Genomic DNA, 20977 nt, shown 5'->3' with positions numbered 1-20977 from the left:
TTGAGAGGGAAGACCCGCCACGGTGTGTCTCGATGAAATATCGGCGCTACCGCCTAGCCCATACGCCGCCGGGTGCGCAGGAGCAGCAATGCCCCGCCCACCAGGGTTGCCGCCCCGAGACCCATCAGGGTCCAGATAGCGGAGGACACGCCGGTTTCCACCAGCACCGGCGGCTTCGGTGCGGCCCGGCCGCACAGCTGCACGGTGCTCTGCGCGTCCTGCCCGGTCTCGGCGATCTGCGCGGTATTGGTGAACTTCGTACATTCACCGGTGACCGCCCGATGCTGCAATAGGTAGCTGAACTCGGTGGCGTTACCCTCCGCGTTCCACGTGGCAACACCCAGCTGGATCGGCTCGCTGTCGGGGTTCGCCTTGTCATCGAGAACGGTGACCGACTTATTGGTCTCCTTCGCAATGTCGTAGTGAACCGCGGCGCTCGCCGTGGCCTTACGGCCCTCACCCCAGTTGACGGATACGGTATTCGTCCCATCGAGCTGCTCGGGTGTACCCAGGCATTCGTAGTCGAGCTCCACCATGGCCGGACCCTGCGCGGAGCCAGCGGGAATCAGCACCTGCAGACCATCGGCCTCCGGGTCCTCATCCTTGGTCATCACGCTGCAGCTGACGCCCTGAATATCTAGACTGTCACTGACCGTCGCAATGGTTTCGGCCTCTGCGAAGGCGTTCGGGTTGCTCACCGCGATGGTGCCGGTGACCCGATGCCCCGAATCCTGCACACCATCCGGTGTGGCCGCCACGGTGTACCGGAAGTTCGCCGTGTGGTTTTGGTCCACTGTGAGCTTGGTGCGATCCACGAGCTTCTGCAGATCCCACAGGTAAAGTCGGTCGAAACTGGCCGCCGCATCCTTGGTGACGCTCAGCGGCAGCTGCTCGCACACCTGCACCTGCGCCTCGGAACGAGGATCGTTTTCGCCACTCAGATCGATCCAGGCGGTATTGGTGTGCGTGGTGCACACTCCACCTTCGCCCTGCAGCTCGACACTGTAGTCGAAGCTCTTGGGCGACTCATCGACGGTTGCGGTACCCAGCAGCTGTGGCTGCTCGGTAGTTCCCGCGAAATCGTCGAATACCGAAACTTCGTGGTCGCTCTGCACATCGAGATCGAAGGAGAAGGTCTGTTCGACGCTCGCCGAACGGTCCTCACCCCAGCTAACCGTGGCGGTGTTCAGACTCTGCGCGTAGTCCTCTTCGGAGACACCGGCGCTGAGGTCACAGTCGTAGTCCACCGTCACTTCGCCGCCGGCCGGAAGCGAGATTTCGCTCTGGCTGGGGGTACAGGTTACTCCTTCGAGTTGGACGTGGTCTTCGAGTGTCGCCTCGAGCGAGGTGTATTCATTGGGGTTCCGCACGGTGATGGTGCCATCCAATGTCCAGTCGGAGTCCTGGTAGCCGGTGTTGCTGGCCACCGCGGTGTACTCGACACGGGCCGTACCGTCCTCATCGATCACCACTCGCGGCTCCTGCCCCTCGGACAGGTCCTTTTGCACATCCCACAGGTAACTGCGGTCATAGCTGGCCTGAACCGTCTTGGAGATCTCGAGGGCCGCCTCGCGGCAGGCCTGCACGATCTCGTTGTCGGTTTTGACTAGCCCATCGGCTCCGGTGAGGGTCGCGATGTTTTCGAACTCTTGGCATTCACCGGCCTGATCAACCGTCCAGGTCACCGAGTAGTCGCGGCTCTGCGGCTCCTCGGATAGCTCAACGGTCCACTCCGGGTCGAAGTCGTACCGCGAATCGGTGATAGTCACCGTTTCATTCAGCGGCGTCTGCGACCACTCGTCGGCGACAACGGGCGCCTCGGCGCTCGCCGTCGACTGTGCGGTGTGCGCCTGCGCGGCGTCCCATGTTGCCGTCGCGACATTCCGGCCCTCGTAATTGGGTTGCTCCGGAATCTCACACAGGTAGTTCAGCACCCAGGTGGTGTCTGCCGGGATCACGGTTTGGAAGCCCGGGTCCGGTGACATGTCGGCCACGGTGCCATCCTGCGTACCGGTGATCTGGCAGCTCGCACCGCCACCGATATCCGTCTCATCCATCAAGGTCACCGCGATGTCCTGCCAGGAATTCGGGTTCTGCAGTTCGATGGTTCCAGACATCGCCCAGTTCGAATCCTCGTGCCCCGTCGGGGTCACCGTGACTCGGTAATCCACGGTTACTTCACCGGTGTCGGGGTCGGCCGCGAAAGGCGACTGGCCGAGTACCTCCTTCTGGATGTCCCAGTCGTAACTGCGGTCGAAACTGGTGACGACGTTCTTATCGAGCACCAGCTCCGCCCCGGCGCAGACTTCTGTGAGAGCCGAACCGGTGTTGTCCTCGTCCGCCCCGCGGACCTCGTCAATTACGGCCGTATTGGTGTAGCTGGTACATTCACCGGCCACCCCATCTAGCTGAAGGTCGTAGCTGAAGACCTGCGACTGTGGGTCATTGACCGTGGCGGTACCCAACTGCACCGGGTTCTCCGGGTTAGTTTGGTCGTCGGTCACCTGAACGCTGTCGTCCGTAAGCTCGTTGAGTTCAAAGTCGAACTCGACCGTGGCCGTTGCCGAGCGGTCCACGCCCCAATTGATCGATGCCGTGTTCTCGTAGCTTTGCGATACATCGGTATCGGCGGGAATCTGGCATTCGTAATCGAGGGTGATCTGCTCACCATCGCCAAGCATCACCTGGAAGCCGTCGGCCTCCGCGTCGGCATCCGTTCCGAGGATTAGGCAACTGGACTCTGGGATACCGAGCGTGTCGCTGACGGTCACCAGTTGGTCACCGGCGCCGGTATTCGGATTGTTGACGGTGATGGTACCGGCAACGCTCTTATCCGAATCCATGGGTTCGGATGGGGTGGCGGTGACGGTATAGCGCGCGGTGACTTGCCCATCTCCATCGGTGAAGTAACGGCTTTGTTCCACCTGCTTCTCGATCGACCAGTTGTAATCACGGTCGTAACCGGCCGTGACTTCCTTGGTGACGGTCAGTTGCTTCTGGTCGCAGACACTCACCGTGAGGGAATCCCGTGGATTCTCTCCTCCACTGAGATCGACCCAGGCCACGTTGGTGAATTCATGGCACTGCTCATCGCGTGGAATGTCGGTGAACTCGATCTGATAATCGAAACTTCCACTTCCATCCTTGACGTTGACGCTGCCCAACCACTGCGGATTCTCGCTCGTGCCGGCCATATCGTCGTAAACATCCACCGCCTCATCTGTGGTGTTCCCGAGCAGGAATTCCACCGGGATCGGAGCGCTGTTGGCCTCGTTGCCCTCGCCCCAGCTGACCGTGGCGGTGTTGCTGTGCCCCGAGTAGTCCTGCTCGGTTACGGCGGAGACATCGCAGGCATAGTTCGCCTGAGCTTGCCCGTTGCCTTCGGCAGTGGCCGCCGGGACGAGGATCTGCACTCCATCAACACCGGGATTCACGTCCTGCTCCGGGTCGATCACGCAGGCAACTCCCTCGAGCGTGGTCTGGTCCGCGACCGTGACTTCGACGTCTTTGTAGTCGTTCGGGTTGCTTACCGTGATGACACCCGACATGTGTTGGTTGCTGTCGGTGTACCCGGTGTTGCTGGCCGTCACACGGTAGGTAACGGTGGCATTACCGTCGTTATCGACAATGACCTCGGGCTCCTGACCTTCGGCGAACTCCTTGTCAATATCCCAAAGGTAGGTGCGGTCGTAGCCGGCATCCACGCTCTTATCGACCGTCAGGCTCGCCTCCCGACATCCGGTGACGGCCTGTTCATCGCCGAGCACCAACCCTTCCGAACCGGTGAGCGTGGCGACGTTGGTAAAGATCTGGCAGGTTCCTTGCTCCGTTACCGTCCAGCTCAGCGTGTAGTTACGTGTGAGCTCTTCGTCGGTGGCCGAGTCATAGTCCAGCACCCAGTCAGGTTCGAAGTCGAAGTGGTCGTCGGTGATTTCCACCTGCTTGTTGACCGGGGTCTGGCTCCATCCTTCGGTGGTCACCTCCGCGGCGCCACTGGCCTGCGACTCGGTGGTGTGGGCCTGTTCGCGGTCCCAGCTCACCGTTGCGGTGTTGGTCCCTTCGTATTCTGGCTGGCTGTCGAAGATGCAGTTGTAGCTGAAGACCAGTTCGCGGGTCTCTTGTGAGATCGTGACCTGGAATCCCGGCGTTGCGGGGTCTGCATCCGTCCGCTCCGGCTCACCCACAACACCGGTCACGGTGCACTGCGCGCCGCCGCCGATATCCACGTTGTCGGTTACGGTTGCCTCGATGTCCTGCCACTCATTCGGGTTCTGAACGGTAATTTCACCGCTCATCGCCCAGTTCGAGTCGGAGGTGCCCTCACGGGTCACCGTCACCCGGTACTCGGCCGTGAACTCACCGTTCTCGTCGGCGGTGATCGGCTCGTCAGAGACTAGCTCCTTATCGAGGCCCCACAGGTAGGAGCGGTCGAAGCTGGTGACGACGTTCTTGCTCACCGAAAGATTCGCGCCCACACAAAGCTCAACGGTCTGCGAATCGGTGAGGTCCTGAGCATCATCGCTGGTCAGCGTCGCGGTATTCGTTCCCTCGACACAATGACCGGGCGTTCCGTCCCAGTCAAGGGTGTAGCTGAAGCTCTTCGGGGCCTCACTGACATGCACCACGTTGCCGCCGGGCAAGGTGGACAGATCATAGTGGTCGTCGGTGACCGTCACTTCGCCATCCGTAATGTTCGGGTTCACCGCCGAAAAGTCATAGTCGGCACTGCCCTCTGCGGTACCCGTGGTGCCGTAATAGGCGTCGGCATCCCAGGTGGCGCTGACCGTATTGGTTCCGGCACTCTCGGCAGTGGTTGAATCCGGTAGGTCGCACTCGTAGCTGAATTGGTTTTCTCCTGGAGCCACACTCACCGTATCCCCGATGGGCTCGCCGGCCCGGCTGATGGTGCACTGAGCACCGTCGAGCTCATCGCTGAGTGATACGCCGTCGACGGCAACATCATTGGGATTCGTGACGGTGATGGTGCCGGACAGTTCGAAATTATCGTCTTTCGCCTCGGAGGCCGTCACGTCAAGCTGGTAATCGAACCCTTCGGTACTGTTCTCCGAACTCACCGTCTGCTCTTGGCCTTCGGCCAGGTGCTTGTCGATCGTCCAGTCATAATCACGATCGAAGGAAGGCTCTACGGTCTTGGTCAGCGACAGGTCGGCGTACTGCACTTTCTCGTTGGTGAAGGTGCAGGTGACCTGCTGGTTGTCGGCCAACGCGAAGGTGATGGACGATCCACCACCCCAGGTTGCGTTGGTGCCCTCACATACGAGATTGTTCAGGCTCCACCCCTCGGGGATGTCCTGTTCGCTAATCGTCACATTCGAGGGGGCGACCGTATAGGTCACGCTGTCGGGCAGTTCGTTGCCCATATCGGATTCGGCACTGTCATCGAGCTGGAAGCCCACGGAATCACCGAAACGGTCTTCGAACAGGGTGAAGTCGAAGTCGGTGCCGTCGGCTGGCACGGCCTCCTTAACGACGGTGACGAAACCAACCTGCACAGCTGCTGCCTGGATCTGGTTGTCCTGTTGCCCACTGGGGGCACAGTTCAGGCTCAACAGGTTCACGTGATAGGGCGAACCGTTAATCGACGAGGCACCGGTGCCCGGACCATGATCGAGTTCCGAGGCAATATGCGCGTCGAAGAACAGGACCACGTTGTTCTCGGGTTCGTCCCCACCGACGAAGATGGTGACTTCTACGGTGTCGGTGCGTTCGGCTGCGTCGTCGCTGCCGCCCGGGATGACGTTGATATTGCTGATCGAGGTACCGTCCGGCCCCGTAATCTCGTAGTTCAGCAAGAAGTCATAGGCCCATTTGCTGGCTTCCTTGACCTTGTATTGAATGACCAGTTCATTTTCACCGGCCGGCAGGTTCATAATGACTCGCTCATGCACCACACCGCCCTCATACAGGCCATCGTGCACATTGCCGGGAGTCCAATCGGTCTCATCAGAACGCTGCGCAAACTGGGTGACGCTCCCGTCGCCGCTATTGGTGTCGCAAACCCCGGCAACTGCCGGCTTCGCGGGAGCTTGTAGTGGAGCCGCCAGTTTGGCGGCCGGCTTCTGCGCCGAGCCCTCGTCCTCGGCGGAAACGTCCGCGCTTTCTATCGCTTCTGGTGCGGCTACCGGTTCTTTAGCGGGTGCTTTGCTCGGCCCGTCTGCCGCAGTCTCCTCTGCGAGCTCTGGCTCATTGTCCACGGGTGTTACCGATGGATCCGCTACAACCTTTGTGTCCTCTGCCTGCTCGGTTTCCACGCTGGGTTCGGTTGATTCGGCCGCCGGACTTGAGCTTCGCTGCTCGTCCGTTGTCTCTTGTGAACTGATACTTTGCGCTGGCTCTTCGGTTTCTTCCGCGGCTACCGCGGCACCTGGAACAAGCACCGAAAGAAATATCGACATCGTGGCAAAAATTGCCAGCGCAGGCTTTCCGCCTCTGCGCGCTATCTCATGGCGGATGACACTGAAGCCACTCCGCCTTAAATGCCTAGACATTTAGACCCCTTGATTGTACGAGTGTGGGCGTAGCGCATGAATTCTTTGTTCTCGCTACGCAAAATGGCACGACAATTAGCGCTATGAACTTAATGCGCATAGCAACGTCGGCAGTGTTGTCCCGCTTATCGGCCGAAGGTCATCCGGCCGCGGAATAAGTCAGATATTAGGCAGAGCGCCCAGAAGTTACTTTTTGGTCATTATTACTTTCGCCCCCAAGACATTACAGCTCCCCGATGCCAGTTAAACTACACCCAATTTTTACTGAATCCCAAGGTATTTCGGCGGGAATTAAGGTTTTAATCGTTACTACTGGGCGGTAGCGATTTAGCTACTAGGTGGTAATGAATGTAAACACGACCCCTCGCATTTCTAAGGTTTTCGGGCAAAGAAATTAACCCACTACTCAGATCGGTTTGCGAGCCCTTTAATAACTTTCGCGAAGGCCAAGGAGAAGAGAGCGCAATGCGCCACACCGCATGGCGAGCAAATCCCGTTATTACGCGTTGGGTACGTGGATGCGCCTCAGCGTCACGCCACGAGAGCCTTATGCGTATTGCCTAAAGCGTTTCGAGGTAGAAAGACTCGACATGGAGACAAGCCGTCCCCCAGTCGATGAACCTCACAGGGTCGAGGCCGGGCACGTTCCGCTAAATTGTCGCCGAAGGACACTAGAGTCGATCGGGTGCTCAATTCCATGAAGTCTAAAGTTGCCGCCCTGCTCCTAATTGGTAGTGCCCTGCTAACCACGGGCTGCGGGGCAGCCATTCAAATCGAAGCAGCGCCACCAGCTCCGAACTCTGCCGAGCATCAGGACGATTACCGCCAAGCGCTCAAGACCCTTGAGACGATTGACCAAAAAGGCCGGGCGCCAAAGACCGGGTATTCACGAGATCAATTTGGCAAGGGATGGAAGGATCCGGATCGCAATGGATGCGACTCCCGCAACGACATCCTTGCCCGAGACCTAAGAGATCTGACCTATAAAGGCACGAGCGATTGCGTAGTGGCCAGCGGCAAGCTCGACGATCCCTATACGGGCAAACAGATCGACTTTCTGCGCGGCCAACGCACAAGCACCGCAGTGCAAATCGACCACGTGGTCGCGTTGTCGGACGCCTGGCAGAAGGGAGCTCAACGATGGAGTGCCGAGCAACGGCTACTCTTCGCCAACGACCCACTTAACCTCTTGGCGGTCGACGGCCCGGCCAATGCAGCAAAATCCGACAAGGACGCGGCAACGTGGCTGCCCAGCAATAAGTCGTTCCGTTGCGACTATGTCGCTCGACAAACTGAGGTGAAGGCAAAGTATGGCGCCTGGATGACCAAAGCGGAGCACGCTGCCATCAAGGATCTGCTCACGCGCTGCCTCACGTAGCCCCTCCCCTCCTCCAAAAGTACGAAGCTGGGAGTTATCAATGACTCCAGAAGTATGATGGCGCGGCTTCGCGCACCATGAGATGATGTATAAATCAACTCATTTGCTAATTAGGGGCCACGGATAATGAAGTCCAGAATCTTGGGGGTATGTCTGCTGGTACTCAGCGTTACTCTGCTGGGTATAGCAGTGCAACTACAGGCGCGCGAAGCTGCTGCCGGACTCTGGGTCGCGTTCTGCGCCTGCTTCGCTGGCGCGGCGATGCTTCTGATGAATTCCCTGCTCGGAACCAACCGCAGCTCAGGTGCGAATTCTGAGCAGAAGTGAACGCTGACGACTAAAAATTCACGCCGCAGCATCGACAGGTTCATCTCCATAGGATAGGAATGACATAGATCACTTGTTTCCTAGGGAGGACCTATGTCTGCGTTCAGACGCATCGGCAAACTAACTCTGGCCACTGCGGCCACTGTTTCCATGGTTGGGTTTGCGGCTTTACCCGCTCACTCGACCGTCACCGACAAAGCCGAGCCGGCGGCAACCGTAAGTATCGATCTGCTCGGCATCAACGATTTCCACGGACGGATAGACGCGAGCCGTGATTCCGCCGGTGCGGCAGTGCTCGCAGGAGCGGTCGCAGAGCTCAAGAGTGCCAACCCAAACACAGTCTTCGTGTCGGCTGGCGACAATATTGGAGCATCGACCTTCGCCTCGGCGTCCCAGCAGGATGCCCCGACCATTGACGCGCTGGCAGCAGCAGGTCTCGAGGTTTCCACCGTGGGCAACCACGAGTTTGATCGTGGGTTCGAGGACTTGAAGACGCGAGTTATCGACCGCTATTCCTCGGCCTCGGGTGCCGACGGTGCTGACCTCGCCTTGGGAGCCAATGTCTATGAAAAGGGCACGCAAAATCCGGCGTTGCGCGAATACGCCATCCGCACCGTCGATAACGTGCGCGTCGGGTTTATCGGCACGGTAACCGAAGACACCTCGAGCCTGGTCACGCCTTCGGGTATCGCAGACATCGACTTCGGTGACGAACTCGAAGCAGCCAATCGCGTGGCCGCTCAGCTCTCGGATGGTAATGACGAGAACGGCGAAGCAGATGTATTGGTACTGCTTACCCACAACGGTTCAGAGGCCACCGATTGCGCTTCCGTTGCTTCCGAGCAAAGTAGCTACGGGCAACTAATCCGTGAAGCCGATGCGAATATCGACGCGATCTTCTCCGGCCACACCCACATGCCTTATGAGTGCGCAATCCCGGCGCCGGATGGCACCGAGCGTCCAGTAGTTTCCGCCCACCAGTATGGAACGACATTGGGCAAGATTTCCTTGGATGTTGACGCAGCCTCCGGGGAGGTTCTGTCCGCAGATACCGAGCTCCTGCCATTGACCGAGAAGGATGCCAACGGCAACGACGTCGGCGCATACCCGGCCGTCCCCGAGGTGCAGAGCATCGTCGATGAGGCACTGGCCGAGGCCGAGGTCGTCGGCAGCCAGGAAATCGGTGCCATTTCCGCCGACATTCTGCGTGGTGGCGAGGTTCCAGGGGAAGATCGCGGCGTGGAGTCTTCGCTAGGTAACACCGTGGCGGACATTCACCTGTGGGCAACCTCCAACGAGGACTTTGCCGGCAAACCGGCACAAATTGCCTTCATGAACCCCGGCGGTTTGCGTGCGGATCTGCTCTATGGGCAGGACGGGACCGTCACCTATAAGGCTGCGGCCGACGTTCAGCCCTTTGCCAATACCTTGGTGACGATGGATATGACCGGCGCGCAGATTCGCGAGGTCCTCGAACAGCAATGGCAGCCAGCCGAGGCTTCGCGGGCGAAGCTGCACCTTGGTATTTCCAAGGGGCTGTCCTACACCTACCTGGAAGACGCGGCCACGGGCGAACACATTCAGGAAATCACCTTCAACGGTGAGCCACTGGATGAGTCAGCCAGCTACAAGGTTGCGGTCAATGCCTTCTTGGCAAGTGGCGGCGACTTCTTTACCGCTTTCGCCGAGGCAGCCAACCATCAGGACAGCGGTCAAGTCGACCTGGATGCCACCGTGAACTATTTCAAGGCTCACGATGTCGTCGATCCGGCGGAGCTGGGCCGAGCCGTGCTAGCCGGTACCGACTGGGCTAACGTCAAGCTTTCAGAGGAGACTATCGAGGCAGGTCAGTCCCTCAGCGTTGAGGTCAGCGGTCTCGAGCCCGGTTCCCAGATTACGGCTTCGGCCTTCGAAGGCGCCTTGGTTCTGGACGAACTACCTGCGGCAGACGAGCAGGGCATCGTAACCTTCGACCTGCCGGTCGACTCGCAGACCACCGCGGGTAGCCACGAGCTGGTGATCTCGCAGGTGCAGCACGAGGATATTCGCGTGGCTTTCGAGGTCACCAGCCCGAGCGCAACCCCAACCGAAGAGCCAAGCGAATCTCCGGAACCCAGCGAGTCCCCGGAGCCAAGCCAGTCGCCCGAGCCGAGCCAGACTCCGAGCGAAACTCAGGAGCCGACCAAGGACAGTTCGAGCCCGAAGGCTACCTACCAGCCGCAGGACTCGGATCATGATCTAGCCGACACCGGTTTCACGGCTGCTACCGTCGGAATCATTGCCGGTGTATTGCTGCTTATCGGTATTGCGATCGTCTTGATTCGCCGCCGTCAACACTAATTACCCACACTAAAAAGTGCCTGCCTTCGCCAATTTGGGCGGAGGCAGGCACTTCTGTCTATCTGGGATCTGGGGCGTGACTAGACCTTCTTGACGATGGAGGACTTCAGCTCGAGTTGTCCGAAACCGTCGACCTTTGCCGCAATGTCGTGATCGCCGTTCTCTGGCATCAAACGGATGTTCCGCGCCTTCATCCCCGCCTTCAGGGCACCCTGCGCCCCTTTGACCTTCATTGTCTTGGTGATGCTGACGGTGTCGCCATCCTGCAATACGTTGCCTACCGCGTCTTTCACCACCGTGGACTTCGATTCTTGGTTCTCGTCCTGCTCCGCATTCCATTCATGCGCGCATTCGGGGCATACCAGTAGCGCGTCGAGTTCGTAGGTATAGCCGCTGGCGCAGCGCGGGCATGGGGGCAAGGTATCGCTCATAGGTTAAAGTCTAGTGCCGCCCGGCCAACGGTAATCGCTGACAAGACGGCACCAGATAGATCGCGAACGTTAGTCGATCTTCAGCTCGCCCATTTCATCCCAGTCGGAACCTTCGACCTTACGGGACACGATTTTCGGAGTGCTGACCAGCGCCGGACGCATAGCCTCGAGACCTGCAGCAAAGTGCGGGCCATTGACGTGGGCAGCGGCGGCCTCATCGTCACGGAATGCCTCAACCAGAACGAACTGCGAGGGGTCTTCGACGCTCACCGACCAGTCGAACCAGAGGTTACCTTCCTCGGCGCGGGTAGACTGCGTAAACTCCGAGACCCGGTCCATGAATCCGTCGACGTACTCCGGCTTGACCTGAAATTTGACCACAATGAAATACATGATTTTTAGTCTAGTGATGAGTCCTGCACAATGCCTTGAATTTTGATGAACTCTTGATCACGTCGGCTCAGGCCCGCCACCACCAGGTCGTAGGAGTCCTCGATGAGCTCCCGCACGAACTGCTCGGGTAGCCCAACGCGAACGGTGTTCCAGTGCTTCTTGTTCATGTGATAGCCCGGGGTAATCTGCGGGTACTGTGCCCGTAGCCGGTCGGCAATGGGCGGCTCACATTTCAGGTTCAGGATCAGGTCACCGCGATGCCATGAGAGGAAGGCGAACATTTTCGAGCGCTCGGGGGTCGCACCGACTTTAAACACCGCGGCTTCCGGGCCGAAGGGAAAATCTTCGAAGGCGCACGGCTGATCCAGACAGATGCGCCGCCAAATCTCGTGTTGAGCTTCATCGTCGTTCGTGGACATCACATGCCTTTCCTGAGCTTGCTCCCATGCTATCGGTCTGTTTGCAACGTGGCTTGCGGGGGTGGCTCCCGTGATCTTGGCGTAGCGCCCTAGACTGGCTAGATGAAAACTACTCGACAAACCATCGTCTTCGACGCCGCCGATATCGAGACCGAAAGTCGATTCTGGGCCGAGGTCTTTGAAGGGCAGGTAGTGGGCGATGCGGAATGGAAGTCGGTGCGCACCGCCGAAGGGGTGGTCTCGGTAGGAGTGCAGCTCGCTCCACAGCACCGCCCTTCGCGCTGGCCGGAGGAACCGGCCCGTAGTCATCTGGATCTGTGGGTGGCCGATCGGGCTCTTGCCCATCAGGAAGTTCTCGCCCACGGCGCCCGACTGGTGCGCGAGGCGGAAGCCGAAGACAACTTCAACGTCTATGCGTCCCCGGCTGGCAATATCTTCTGCCTGGTGTGGCCGGTCGACTAACTTAGTCCCGCAATAGTGCGGCGGCTATGTTTCAATTAGAGCCACAGCATCACGTCACTCAACGAAGAGGACCGATTTGGCAACCAGAGACGACGTTGCGCGTCGTGCCGGGGTTTCGGCCAGCACGGTTTCTTACGTCATTAGTGGACGGCGCCGCATCTCCGAAGAGACTAAGGCACGCGTGCTGCAGGCCATGCAGGAGCTGAACTACACGCCCAATGCCTTCGCCCAAGGACTGGCCGGGGCACGCCGTGGAATCATTGCTCTGCACTTCCCCACCTCCGGTGGCGGGTACTCTTCGACCGAATTCGAGTACGTCACCGCAGCGGTTGAACAGGCACGCCGGCGCGGGCTGCACCTGCTGTTGTGGACCAACCCGACCGACGATGTGGCGGGGCTTCGGAGCCTCGTGAGTCAGAAGCTCGTCGACGGCGTGGTGCTCATGGAGGCTTCGATCATCGACCCCCGCTTCGAATTGTTGCGCGAGTCATCCACGCCCTTCGTCTCCATCGGGCGTCCGAGTCACACCGCGGATTTGTCCTACGCGGATAATGACTTTGAGGCGCTCGGCGAGAAAGCCATTGGCTATTTAGCGGAACTGGGGCATCGTTGCGTTTGCTACTTGGGGTTGCAGATCGAGGACCAGCACCACGGTTACGGTCCAGCGGTGCGCACGCGACAGGCATTGCAGCGGGCCGCGCAGGCCCACGGTGTGCGGCTTCATATGGTGTCTACCGAACACAGCGCCGCCGGTGGTCGAGAGGCTTTAGAGGCCGTACTGAAGCTTGACCCGCCGGCCACCGCCGTACTGGGTTTTAGCGAGTTTGCGACCGCCGGGTTCATCAATGAAGCGGCGGTGCGTGGACTGCGCATCCCAGAAGACCTATCGGTGGTGGGGCTGGGCGTCTCGCAGCGGGCCGCGCAGATGATCTCCCCAGAATTGACCAGCGTATCGCCTCCGATTGCGCTGATTTCCCATGCCGCAATCAACGCCTTGGTGGATCTCATCGACGATTACCCGGGCCCTATCGTGCAGGAATTGGTCACTCCGGTACTGACCTGCCGTCAAAGCTCCGGACCCGCGCCCACACTAAGCTCATAAGCCTTGCCAGGGGGCGCCCTACTCTGACATGATAACGACCATTGACGCGCGTCGATGACGTGCGTCACATTTGATCGGATCGCAGGGAACCGGGCCGTGCCGGCCCGCATGACACTCACCTTGGAGGAACCCATGAATTCTCGAATGCAACGTTGGCGCCTGGCGCCAGCAGCGATGGTGGCCGCGGGCAGCTTGCTCCTCGCTGGTTGTGGCGGGCCCGACCCGAACGATCCCAACGCCTCGGGCGGTGCCAACCAGAGCCAGCCGTCGGACGGGGTTGTCGATATCTACGGACCCATCACGGGAACCGAGGCAACCCTGCTCGAAGAATCCTGGGCGGAGTGGTCCGAGAAGAATGACATCAAGATCCGGTACACCGGCGACAAGAACTTCGAATCGCAGCTCGGTATTCGAGTCCAGGGCGGCGACACCCCGGACCTCGCGATCTACCCGCAGCCTGGCCTACTTCAGGCCACGGTCTCCAGCGGCAAGGTGCAGAAACTACCCGAGGGAGCTCAGCAAGAAGTTTCGGCCAACTGGTCCGAGGACTGGCAGGCCTACGGTCAGGTTGATGGCGTGCAGTACGGCGCTCCACTGATGGCCAGCGTCAAGGGGTACATCTGGTACTCGCCGTCCAATTTCGAAAAGTGGGGCGTTGAAGTTCCCAAGACTTGGGACGAAATGGAGCAGCTGGGCAAGACCATCGCCGAAAAGACCGGCAAGCCTTCCTGGTGCGCTGGTTTCGCCTCGGGTGAGGCTTCCGGCTGGCCAGGCACCGACTGGATCGAAGACGCCGTGCTCCGTCAGGCTGGACCGGAAGTCTACGACAAGTGGGTCAACGGCGAGGTGAAGTTCACCGACGCAGAGATTGCCGCGGCATTCGACTCGGTGGGCAACATTCTGCTCGATGACACGTTGGTCAACGCCGGCTACGGTGGCGTGAAGTCGATTAACGCCACCGCCTTCGGCGACATCGGCGCCAAGGTCGCCGATGGCAGTTGCCCACTAACCCACCAGGCTTCCTTCCTCGAGGGATTCATCCTCGACTCGACCAACGCAGACGGTAAGAAGCCTACGGTCGCCCCCGACGGTGATGTCTGGGCATTCGTCACCCCGCCGGCTTCGGCCGATGATGCCGCCGCGGTGACCGGTGGCGGCGAATTCGTGGCGGCCTTCAGCACCGATGAAGATACCGCGAAGGTTCAGCAGTTCCTAGCCAGCGCCGAGTGGGCCAACAACCGAGTAGAGCTCGGCGGTGTCATCTCCGCGAACTCCGGTCTTGACCCGGCCAACGCCAGTAGCGACCTGCTACGTTCGGCCGTTGAGCTGCTGCAGAATCCGGAGACAACCTTCCGCTTTGACGGCTCGGATCTGATGCCGAAGAGCGTCGGCTCCGATTCGTTCTGGAAGGGCATCGTGGACTGGGTTGATGGAGATTCTACCGAGAGTGTCCTGAAGACCATTCAGGCCGGATACGACTCCTAATCCAAGGCAGTTGCGACGCCGGATGCCGAATATTTCGGCATCCGGCGTTGCCGGTGAAAGGCCCGAATCATGTCTGACTTCTTTCAATGGCTTGCGGGGCTACCGCCCCTAGCCCAAGTACCCATCGTGCTTGTCGTTTTCATCGCGCTGATCGGCGCGGTGCTGTTCTTTATTGAGTACGCCACGCGCCCCGGGCGCGGCTACACCCTCCTGCGCCTGCTGGTGACCGTCCTGGTACCGGCGGCAATCTTGTTGCTCTTCGGGCTGTATAACTCCGTGCTCTGGGTCGCCGTGTTGGCCGCGGCGCTCGGCGGCGTGCTGTTCATCATCGACTACCGATCGCGGCAAGGCTCCGGCTATTTCCTCCAGCTGATCGCCTTCATGGCCCCGGCGATGCTGCTCTTGGCGCTGGGCCTTATCTACCCGGCGTTGCGCACACTGATGAACGCGTTCATCACGAACGACGGCACAAAGTTTGCCGGCCTCGATAACTTCGCCTGGGTGCTCACCAGCCCGGACGGACTGACCGCTTTGATCAACACGCTGGTGTGGGTGCTGGTCGCTCCTGTCGTGTCCACGGCCATTGGTTTGGCCTACGCGGTATTCATTGACCGTAGCCGTGGTGAGAAATTCTTCAAGCTGCTCGTTTTCATGCCGATGGCGATTTCCTTTGTCGGCGCATCAATCATCTTTAAGTTCTTCTACGATGCACGCGTCGGCGAACAGATCGGTGTCCTGAACGCGGTGGTCACCGCCTTCGGTGGGCAACCGGTCGACTGGCTGGGCCTCGAACCGTGGAACACGCTCTTTTTGGTGGTGATCCTGATCTGGACGCAGGCCGGTTTTGCCATGGTGATTCTTTCTGCGGCCATTAAGGGGCTGCCGGCGGAGCAACTTGAGGCGGCCGAGCTCGACGGGGCCACCCCCTGGCAACGCTTCTGGCATGTCACCGTTCCCGGAATTCGTTCCTCGATCATCGTGGTACTCACCACGATCTCCATTGCGTCTTTGAAGGTCTTCGATATCGTTTCGGCGATGACCGGTGGGCGTTCGGATACCACGGTGCTGGCGTTCGAAATGGTGCGCCAGTTCCAGCTCGGCGGGCGTAGCGGCTTCAGTTCCGCGCTAGCCGTCGTGCTGTTCTTGCTGGTGCTTCCGATCATCATCTACAACGTTCGTTCGCTCAAGAAGCAAAGGGAAATCCGATGAGTTTGGTGCCAGAAACCACACGGCGTGCCCTGCGCAAAGCCGAGGCGACCAGTGGGAAGCTCAAGCGTGCGGCCACCTCACGGGGCGCCACGCTCGCGGCCTTCATTATTGCGGCCATTTGGACGCTACCGACCCTAGGGTTGTTCATTTCCTCCTTCCGCGAGGCCAATGACATCAAAACCTCCGGTTGGTGGACGGCCTTTGCCAATCCATCGTTCACCTTGGAGAACTACGCGAAGGCACTGAACTCCGGCGATAGCCTCACGCTGTCCAAGGCGTTCGTGAATTCGCTGGCCATTACGATTCCGGCGGCCGTTGTGCCGATTATTTTGGCCAGCCTGGCGGCGTACGCCTTCGCGTGGATCAACTTCAAGGGTCGTAACACGCTCTTCGTGGCGGTTTTCGCCCTGCAGATCGTGCCGATTCAGATGGCACTGGTGCCGCTGCTACAACTGTTCTCCGATGGCGTGCAGATCGGTGGGCTGTATATCCTTCCGGGATTGGGGGTCAACGGATTGGAAGGCGCCTACGCAAAGGTGTGGATTGCGCACACCATCTTCGCGCTACCGCTGGCGATATTCATGCTGCACAATTTCATCTCGGAGATCCCGGGTGAAGTAATTGAGGCGGCACGGGTGGACGGCGCCGGGCACGGGCAGATCTTCTACCGCATCATTTTGCCGTTGGCCATGCCGGCCATCGCCTCCTTCGGTATTTTCCAGTTCCTGTGGGTGTGGAATGACCTGCTTGTCGCCACGGTCTTTACCTCCGGCACGGAGCTGCCAATTACCAAGGCACTGCAGGACCTGTCCGGAACTTACGGCCAGTCCTGGGAGCTACTTACCGCTGGCGCCTTTATCTCGATGATTATCCCGCTGCTGGTGTTCTTCGCACTGCAACGTTTCTTCGTTCGCGGGCTACTCGCGGGAGCGACCAAGGGTTAAGAATCCAGTCGGCCGGTCTTTGACCGGCCGACTGTGCTTTAACTACGCGCGGCCGTTGACGCGATGGACAGGACCAGTTCCGCAAGATCCTAGAACTGCAACGAGAGATCGTTGGTAACGCGCTACGCGGAGAAGCACCGCCGCAACACTTCAGAAAGGCTACGGCAAGTCACGAAAGACAACAGCAGCACTTCGATTTTGCGAGCTACTTCATCCGGCTGGGACTCGCCAGTGCAGCGCATCGCCTCATTCAAGCTCTCTGCGGTTACCGCCTGCTCGCGGATTTCCACCGCCGGGCCAGAGCCACCAGCGGCGCCACTCCAAGGCCTACTGATCGCGATTTTTCCGGTTATGGAGGTAGCGCCCGTAGGAAGCGCACGCGGCGATGAACGCCATCCCGAAAAGCATTGCTAGTAAAAACTCGATGCCCACTGTCCGTTCGATCGTTGGATGCAAAGTCTATGAGAACAACACCGAAACTCCAGTACAGACTCCCTGCAGTATCGGCGATACTCCGTGGTGGCACCGTAGCAAAAGCTATTAAGAATCCGGTGAATATAGAACGCTCTCGCCGCAGTCTTAATGGCGAGGTAACCGGAGCGTTGAACGAGCACGAACGAGAAGAACTCAAACGCCTGCGTATGGAGGTCGTCGATTTGCGGAAGAACAGCCGGTTACGGAGAAAAGCATCCTCCCTTGTCGCTTTGAAGGGCGAGGTCTCGCTATCCATGATGGCGTCTTTGCTCTTGACCCCAGCGACCGGCTACGGCCCCCTGACGTCGACGCCAAACCGTGGACCATCTGTCCAGGGCTATCGCGCCTCTTGAACGGAACGTGAAAATACTGCACAGAACGCTGATCGGGTGGAAGGGGCACTGCGTACGGCCTGAACCCTGCGAGGGCAGGGACCAGATCAGGTCTTCATCCACGCAGACCGAAGCGGCAACGTCGCCCCGACGCAGTTGCATGGCCTTGCGGTCGGCCGGATCCGCTACGGTCCGTAGCGTACATGGGCGCCCGCTGGCCTCAACGCCATAAGCGAGTCATTCTGGTCGACGCCGAGGACCGAGTTCCATGGCCGGTACCTGTGGGCTAACCGGGCCGAAATGAAGCAGAAAGCGGCTCGGTGGATTGAAGATTTCTATAACCATCACCGGTTGTATTCAAGTTTGAAGATGGGCCCTCCGGTGGAGTTTGCTCAGCAATTGAAAGGTCGGAGTTCCTTGGGCAATCGACGTGAAACCCTGCCGGTGTGAACCGCATGAACTCTAGATCATGTGTCCACTCATTGCGGGGAACGCCAACCGTTGACAGGGGTAAGTAACGGGTGTTGAGTGTCGACATGCGGGCGGGAAAAGTCAGCAGGGCTCGAGCATGAACGGCACAGACTCGAAAAGGACCGGATGATGAGTGATATCCCAGCAGTGAACCTGGAGCAGGTGACGAAATCATTTGGTCGCAAACAAGCCCTTGCGGGGCTGTCGTTGCGGGTGCAGACCGGAGAGGTGCACGGGTTCCTCGGTCCAAACGGCGCCGGCAAATCGACGACCCTACGCATTCTTCTGGGGTTGCTACGTCACGATGCGGGCACCGCACAGGTCTTGAGTAAAGACCCGTGGGCCGATGCGGTCGAACTTCACAGCCGGTTAGCCTATGTGCCCGGCGATGTGGCGCTGTGGCCCAATCTCACCGGTGGTGAGGCCATCGACCTCTTCATGCGCCTACGCGGTTCGGCGAACCCCGCCCGGCGTGACGAACTCATTGAACGCTTCGACCTCGACCCGCGGGCAAAGGCCCGTACTTACTCGAAAGGCAACCGGCAGAAGGTCGCACTCATTGCCGCGCTAGCTTCCGACGTCGAACTGTTGCTCCTAGACGAGCCCACCTCTGGTCTCGATCCCCTGATGGAGGCCCAGTTTCAAGAATGCATCCGCGAGGTCCGCCAACAGGGACGTTCGATCTTGCTGTCGAGCCATATTCTGGCCCAAGTGGAGGCACTGGCCGATACGGTTTCGATTATCCGGCGCGGCGTCGTCGTGGAAAGCGGTAGCTTGGAGCAGTTGCGCCATTTGGCCAGCACCAGCATCTCGCTCCGACTGAGCGAGCCACGCGAAGTGATCGAAACGCTGAGCGGCACGCCGGGCGTGCATGACGTGCACTCACATGAGGGCACGGTGCGCTTTAGCGCGGATCAGGAACACCTACCGCAAATTATGCAGCTGATCTCCGACTGGGGCGTCGCATCGCTGTCGGCCACGCCGCCGACGCTCGAACAGCTACTACTACGGCACTATGGCGAGCCCGGCTCGACCTCGGCGGAACGGAAATGAGTAGCCCAGCCCGGCACAAGGCCGAGGCAACACCTCTGGGGATGATCCCCTACCTTCGGTTCATCGCCCGACGCGACCGGTGGCGTGCGCCGGTGTGGGTCATCTCGCTGGGTCTGCTGGCCCTCTACTTCATCACTGCCATCACATTGTTGATGGATCCAGCTACGCTGCAATCGATGACCGGCTTCGTGCGCAACCCCATGCTTGCCTTGATCTCCGGCCCCGGATTCGGGTTCGAGGCGATCACGGTCGAACGCTACGTGGTGGGAGTTTACGCAACTTTCTTGATGATCGGCGCCGCGCTGATGAGCCACACAACCGTCATACGCCACACCCGCGCCGAGGAGGAAAGCGGGCACGCAGAGTTATTGCGTTCCCACGTCTTAGGTCGCCAGATCCCCTTGCTTGCCGCCCTGGGCGCCGCGGCCGCCCTGAACCTGGCGGTGAGCCTGTGCATCGCGCTGGCGTTCATCGGCTCGGTCGCTCATCCAGCCGCCGTCCCCTCGCTGCTTTTTGGTCTGAGCATCGGCAGCGTGGGATTCTTCTTCGCGGCCGTCGGAGCCCTCACCGCTCAGCTGACGACCTCGGCGCGAACCGCCTCGGGGATGGCAGGGGCCGTGCTGGCACTCGCATTCATCCTGCGCGGTTTGGGTGACATGTCGGCCGCGGCCGGGGGCCCCTTGGGGTGGCTTGCGTGGCTCTCCCCTCTGGGCTGGGCACAGCGGACGGCTCCATTTACCGATGATCATTGGTGGCCGCTCCTGCTGAGCCTTAGCGGCGCACTCGTCGTGGCCACCCTCGCCTTGCGGATCCAGTCGCGGCGTGACTTGGGTGCCGGGTTATTGGCCGACCGGCCCGGTCGTGCCCGGGCTGCAAGGTGGCTGGCGACGCCCTGGGCCTTGGTGGTCCGTCTGCAGGGCCCCGGACTGGCATGGTGGTTGTGCGCGGTGCTGCTCGGCGGCATCATCTTGGGGTCGCTAACCGGTTTGATGGCTCAGAGCATTACGGCGATGCCTACGCAGATCGCCCTTCTCATGGGTGGGCCCGGAACCATTATCAAAGGGTACGTGGGCTATTTGGCGATGTTTTTCGCCATTCTGGTCGTCGTGTATTCGCTACGCTGCGTGAGCGCCTTACGCGGCGAGGAATCCGAAGGCCGTCTCGAAATATTATTGGCCGACCGAATGGGCCGCGGTACCTGGGTGTCGGCGTGGACGCTCTACGCCCTCGTGTCCTCGGGAGCGCTGTTAGGCACTGCGGGGTTGGGCACCGGGCTCGGTGCATCTTTCAGCACCGGGGACCCCACCCTGCTCTGCGGCGCGGTGCTCGGTCACCTGGTACAGCTGCCGGCGTTATGGCTGCTGCTCACCGTCGGAGTGGCACTCTACGGCTGGGTTCCACGAGCAACCGGCGTGAACTGGATCCTCTACGCCGTAAGTGTTTTCCTGGCGCTGTTCGGTAGCCTGCTTGGCCTCGAGCAACAGCTCGTCGACAACTCGCTTTTCCAAGCCATCGGGCAGTACCCGCGGCACAACCCAGCGTCGGGAGCCATCTTAATGTTCAGCGTGCTCGGCCTGTTGCTGTGGGCAGCTGGATACCTCGGTTTCCGCCGCCGGGACCTCAAAGCGGCATGACCTGCCCGCGCCGG

General features: G+C 59.9%; 15 protein-coding genes. 11 read left to right on the top strand and 4 right to left on the bottom strand.

The genetic code is table 11. The features are described 5' to 3' along the window. Positions 1-53: 53 nt before the first annotated feature. Positions 54-6416 (bottom strand): prealbumin-like fold domain-containing protein, encoded by a 6363-nt coding sequence (locus ACYU0X_RS01745; RefSeq protein ID WP_461901925.1) that lies wholly within the window; start codon positions 6414-6416, stop codon positions 54-56. A gap of 778 nt (positions 6417-7194) precedes the next feature. Between ACYU0X_RS01745 and ACYU0X_RS01740 the strand changes: the two genes are divergently transcribed. From ACYU0X_RS01740 to ACYU0X_RS01730, 3 genes are all read left to right on the top strand, one after another. Continuing rightward, positions 7195-7887, top strand: coding sequence for an HNH endonuclease family protein (locus ACYU0X_RS01740; RefSeq protein ID WP_418908221.1), 693 nt, complete (start codon positions 7195-7197; stop codon positions 7885-7887). A 126-nt stretch (positions 7888-8013) separates the two neighbouring features. Then, positions 8014-8214: a hypothetical protein gene (locus ACYU0X_RS01735; protein WP_418908220.1), complete on the top strand. Its 201-nt coding sequence runs from the start codon at positions 8014-8016 to the stop codon at positions 8212-8214. A gap of 93 nt (positions 8215-8307) precedes the next feature. Further along, positions 8308-10554, top strand: a complete 2247-nt coding sequence (locus tag ACYU0X_RS01730) for a 5'-nucleotidase C-terminal domain-containing protein (RefSeq protein WP_461901924.1) — start codon at positions 8308-8310, stop codon at positions 10552-10554. 80 nt (positions 10555-10634) lie between these two features. On the opposite strand, the gene ACYU0X_RS01725 is transcribed toward ACYU0X_RS01730, so the two are convergent. The 3 genes from ACYU0X_RS01725 to ACYU0X_RS01715 all read right to left on the bottom strand — a co-directional run bounded on the left by ACYU0X_RS01725 (position 10635) and on the right by ACYU0X_RS01715 (position 11797). Next, positions 10635-10985, bottom strand: coding sequence for a zinc ribbon domain-containing protein YjdM (locus ACYU0X_RS01725; protein ID WP_418908218.1), 351 nt, complete (start codon positions 10983-10985; stop codon positions 10635-10637). Between the two features lie 69 nt (positions 10986-11054). Then, positions 11055-11378 carry a putative quinol monooxygenase gene (locus ACYU0X_RS01720; RefSeq protein ID WP_309409149.1) on the bottom strand — a complete coding sequence of 108 codons (324 nt, stop codon included), beginning with the start codon at positions 11376-11378 and terminating at the stop codon, positions 11055-11057. A gap of 5 nt (positions 11379-11383) precedes the next feature. Further along, complete coding sequence (locus ACYU0X_RS01715) at positions 11384-11797, bottom strand: MmcQ/YjbR family DNA-binding protein (protein WP_418908217.1); 414 nt, start codon at positions 11795-11797, stop codon at positions 11384-11386. Between the two features lie 102 nt (positions 11798-11899). Here ACYU0X_RS01715 and ACYU0X_RS01710 point away from each other — a divergent pair, with 102 nt between their 5' ends. From ACYU0X_RS01710 to ACYU0X_RS01675, 8 genes are all read left to right on the top strand, one after another. Beyond that, complete coding sequence (locus tag ACYU0X_RS01710) at positions 11900-12259, top strand: VOC family protein (RefSeq protein WP_418908216.1); 360 nt, start codon at positions 11900-11902, stop codon at positions 12257-12259. A gap of 76 nt (positions 12260-12335) precedes the next feature. Beyond that, positions 12336-13361 (top strand): LacI family DNA-binding transcriptional regulator, encoded by a 1026-nt coding sequence (locus ACYU0X_RS01705; RefSeq protein ID WP_418908215.1) that lies wholly within the window; start codon positions 12336-12338, stop codon positions 13359-13361. Positions 13362-13493: 132 nt separating this feature from the next. Further along, positions 13494-14846: an ABC transporter substrate-binding protein gene (locus ACYU0X_RS01700; protein WP_461901923.1), complete on the top strand. Its 1353-nt coding sequence runs from the start codon at positions 13494-13496 to the stop codon at positions 14844-14846. 69 nt (positions 14847-14915) lie between these two features. Next, positions 14916-16055, top strand: coding sequence for a carbohydrate ABC transporter permease (locus ACYU0X_RS01695; protein ID WP_418908213.1), 1140 nt, complete (start codon positions 14916-14918; stop codon positions 16053-16055). Further along, complete coding sequence (locus ACYU0X_RS01690) at positions 16052-16999, top strand: carbohydrate ABC transporter permease (protein ID WP_309409159.1); 948 nt, start codon at positions 16052-16054, stop codon at positions 16997-16999. The genes ACYU0X_RS01695 and ACYU0X_RS01690 overlap by 4 nt, the downstream gene beginning before the upstream one ends. A gap of 1034 nt (positions 17000-18033) precedes the next feature. Beyond that, on the top strand, positions 18034-18255 hold the full coding sequence (locus tag ACYU0X_RS01685; protein ID WP_461902769.1) for an integrase core domain-containing protein: 222 nt from the start codon (positions 18034-18036) through the stop codon (positions 18253-18255). A 150-nt stretch (positions 18256-18405) separates the two neighbouring features. Beyond that, positions 18406-19329, top strand: a complete 924-nt coding sequence (locus ACYU0X_RS01680) for an ABC transporter ATP-binding protein (RefSeq protein ID WP_461901922.1) — start codon at positions 18406-18408, stop codon at positions 19327-19329. Continuing rightward, the gene (locus tag ACYU0X_RS01675) at positions 19326-20963 is read left to right on the top strand and encodes an ABC transporter permease (RefSeq protein ID WP_461901921.1); all 1638 of its coding nucleotides are present in this window, start codon (positions 19326-19328) and stop codon (positions 20961-20963) included. The genes ACYU0X_RS01680 and ACYU0X_RS01675 overlap by 4 nt, the downstream gene beginning before the upstream one ends. Positions 20964-20977 lie beyond the last annotated feature (14 nt).

The sequence above is a fragment of the Glutamicibacter sp. X7 genome (assembly GCF_054889245.1).
Note: the sequence above shows the minus strand (reverse complement) of the source record. Positions and strands in the feature narration are given on the sequence as shown.

What these genes read in the sequence shown, in the direction of transcription:
- ACYU0X_RS01735 (WP_418908220.1), top strand. Translation starts at nt 8,014, where the DNA reads ATGAAGTCCAGAATCTTGGGGGTATGTCTGCTGGTACTCAGCGTTACT.
- ACYU0X_RS01690 (WP_309409159.1), top strand. Translation starts at nt 16,052, where the DNA reads ATGAGTTTGGTGCCAGAAACCACACGGCGTGCCCTGCGCAAAGCCGAG.
- ACYU0X_RS01700 (WP_461901923.1), top strand. Translation starts at nt 13,494, where the DNA reads ATGAATTCTCGAATGCAACGTTGGCGCCTGGCGCCAGCAGCGATGGTG.
- ACYU0X_RS01725 (WP_418908218.1), bottom strand. Translation starts at nt 10,985, where the DNA reads ATGAGCGATACCTTGCCCCCATGCCCGCGCTGCGCCAGCGGCTATACC.
- ACYU0X_RS01710 (WP_418908216.1), top strand. Translation starts at nt 11,900, where the DNA reads ATGAAAACTACTCGACAAACCATCGTCTTCGACGCCGCCGATATCGAG.
- ACYU0X_RS01715 (WP_418908217.1), bottom strand. Translation starts at nt 11,797, where the DNA reads ATGTCCACGAACGACGATGAAGCTCAACACGAGATTTGGCGGCGCATC.
- ACYU0X_RS01675 (WP_461901921.1), top strand. Translation starts at nt 19,326, where the DNA reads ATGAGTAGCCCAGCCCGGCACAAGGCCGAGGCAACACCTCTGGGGATG.
- ACYU0X_RS01745 (WP_461901925.1), bottom strand. Translation starts at nt 6,416, where the DNA reads ATGTCGATATTTCTTTCGGTGCTTGTTCCAGGTGCCGCGGTAGCCGCG.
- ACYU0X_RS01680 (WP_461901922.1), top strand. Translation starts at nt 18,406, where the DNA reads ATGAGTGATATCCCAGCAGTGAACCTGGAGCAGGTGACGAAATCATTT.
- ACYU0X_RS01695 (WP_418908213.1), top strand. Translation starts at nt 14,916, where the DNA reads ATGTCTGACTTCTTTCAATGGCTTGCGGGGCTACCGCCCCTAGCCCAA.
- ACYU0X_RS01730 (WP_461901924.1), top strand. Translation starts at nt 8,308, where the DNA reads ATGTCTGCGTTCAGACGCATCGGCAAACTAACTCTGGCCACTGCGGCC.
- ACYU0X_RS01720 (WP_309409149.1), bottom strand. Translation starts at nt 11,378, where the DNA reads ATGTATTTCATTGTGGTCAAATTTCAGGTCAAGCCGGAGTACGTCGAC.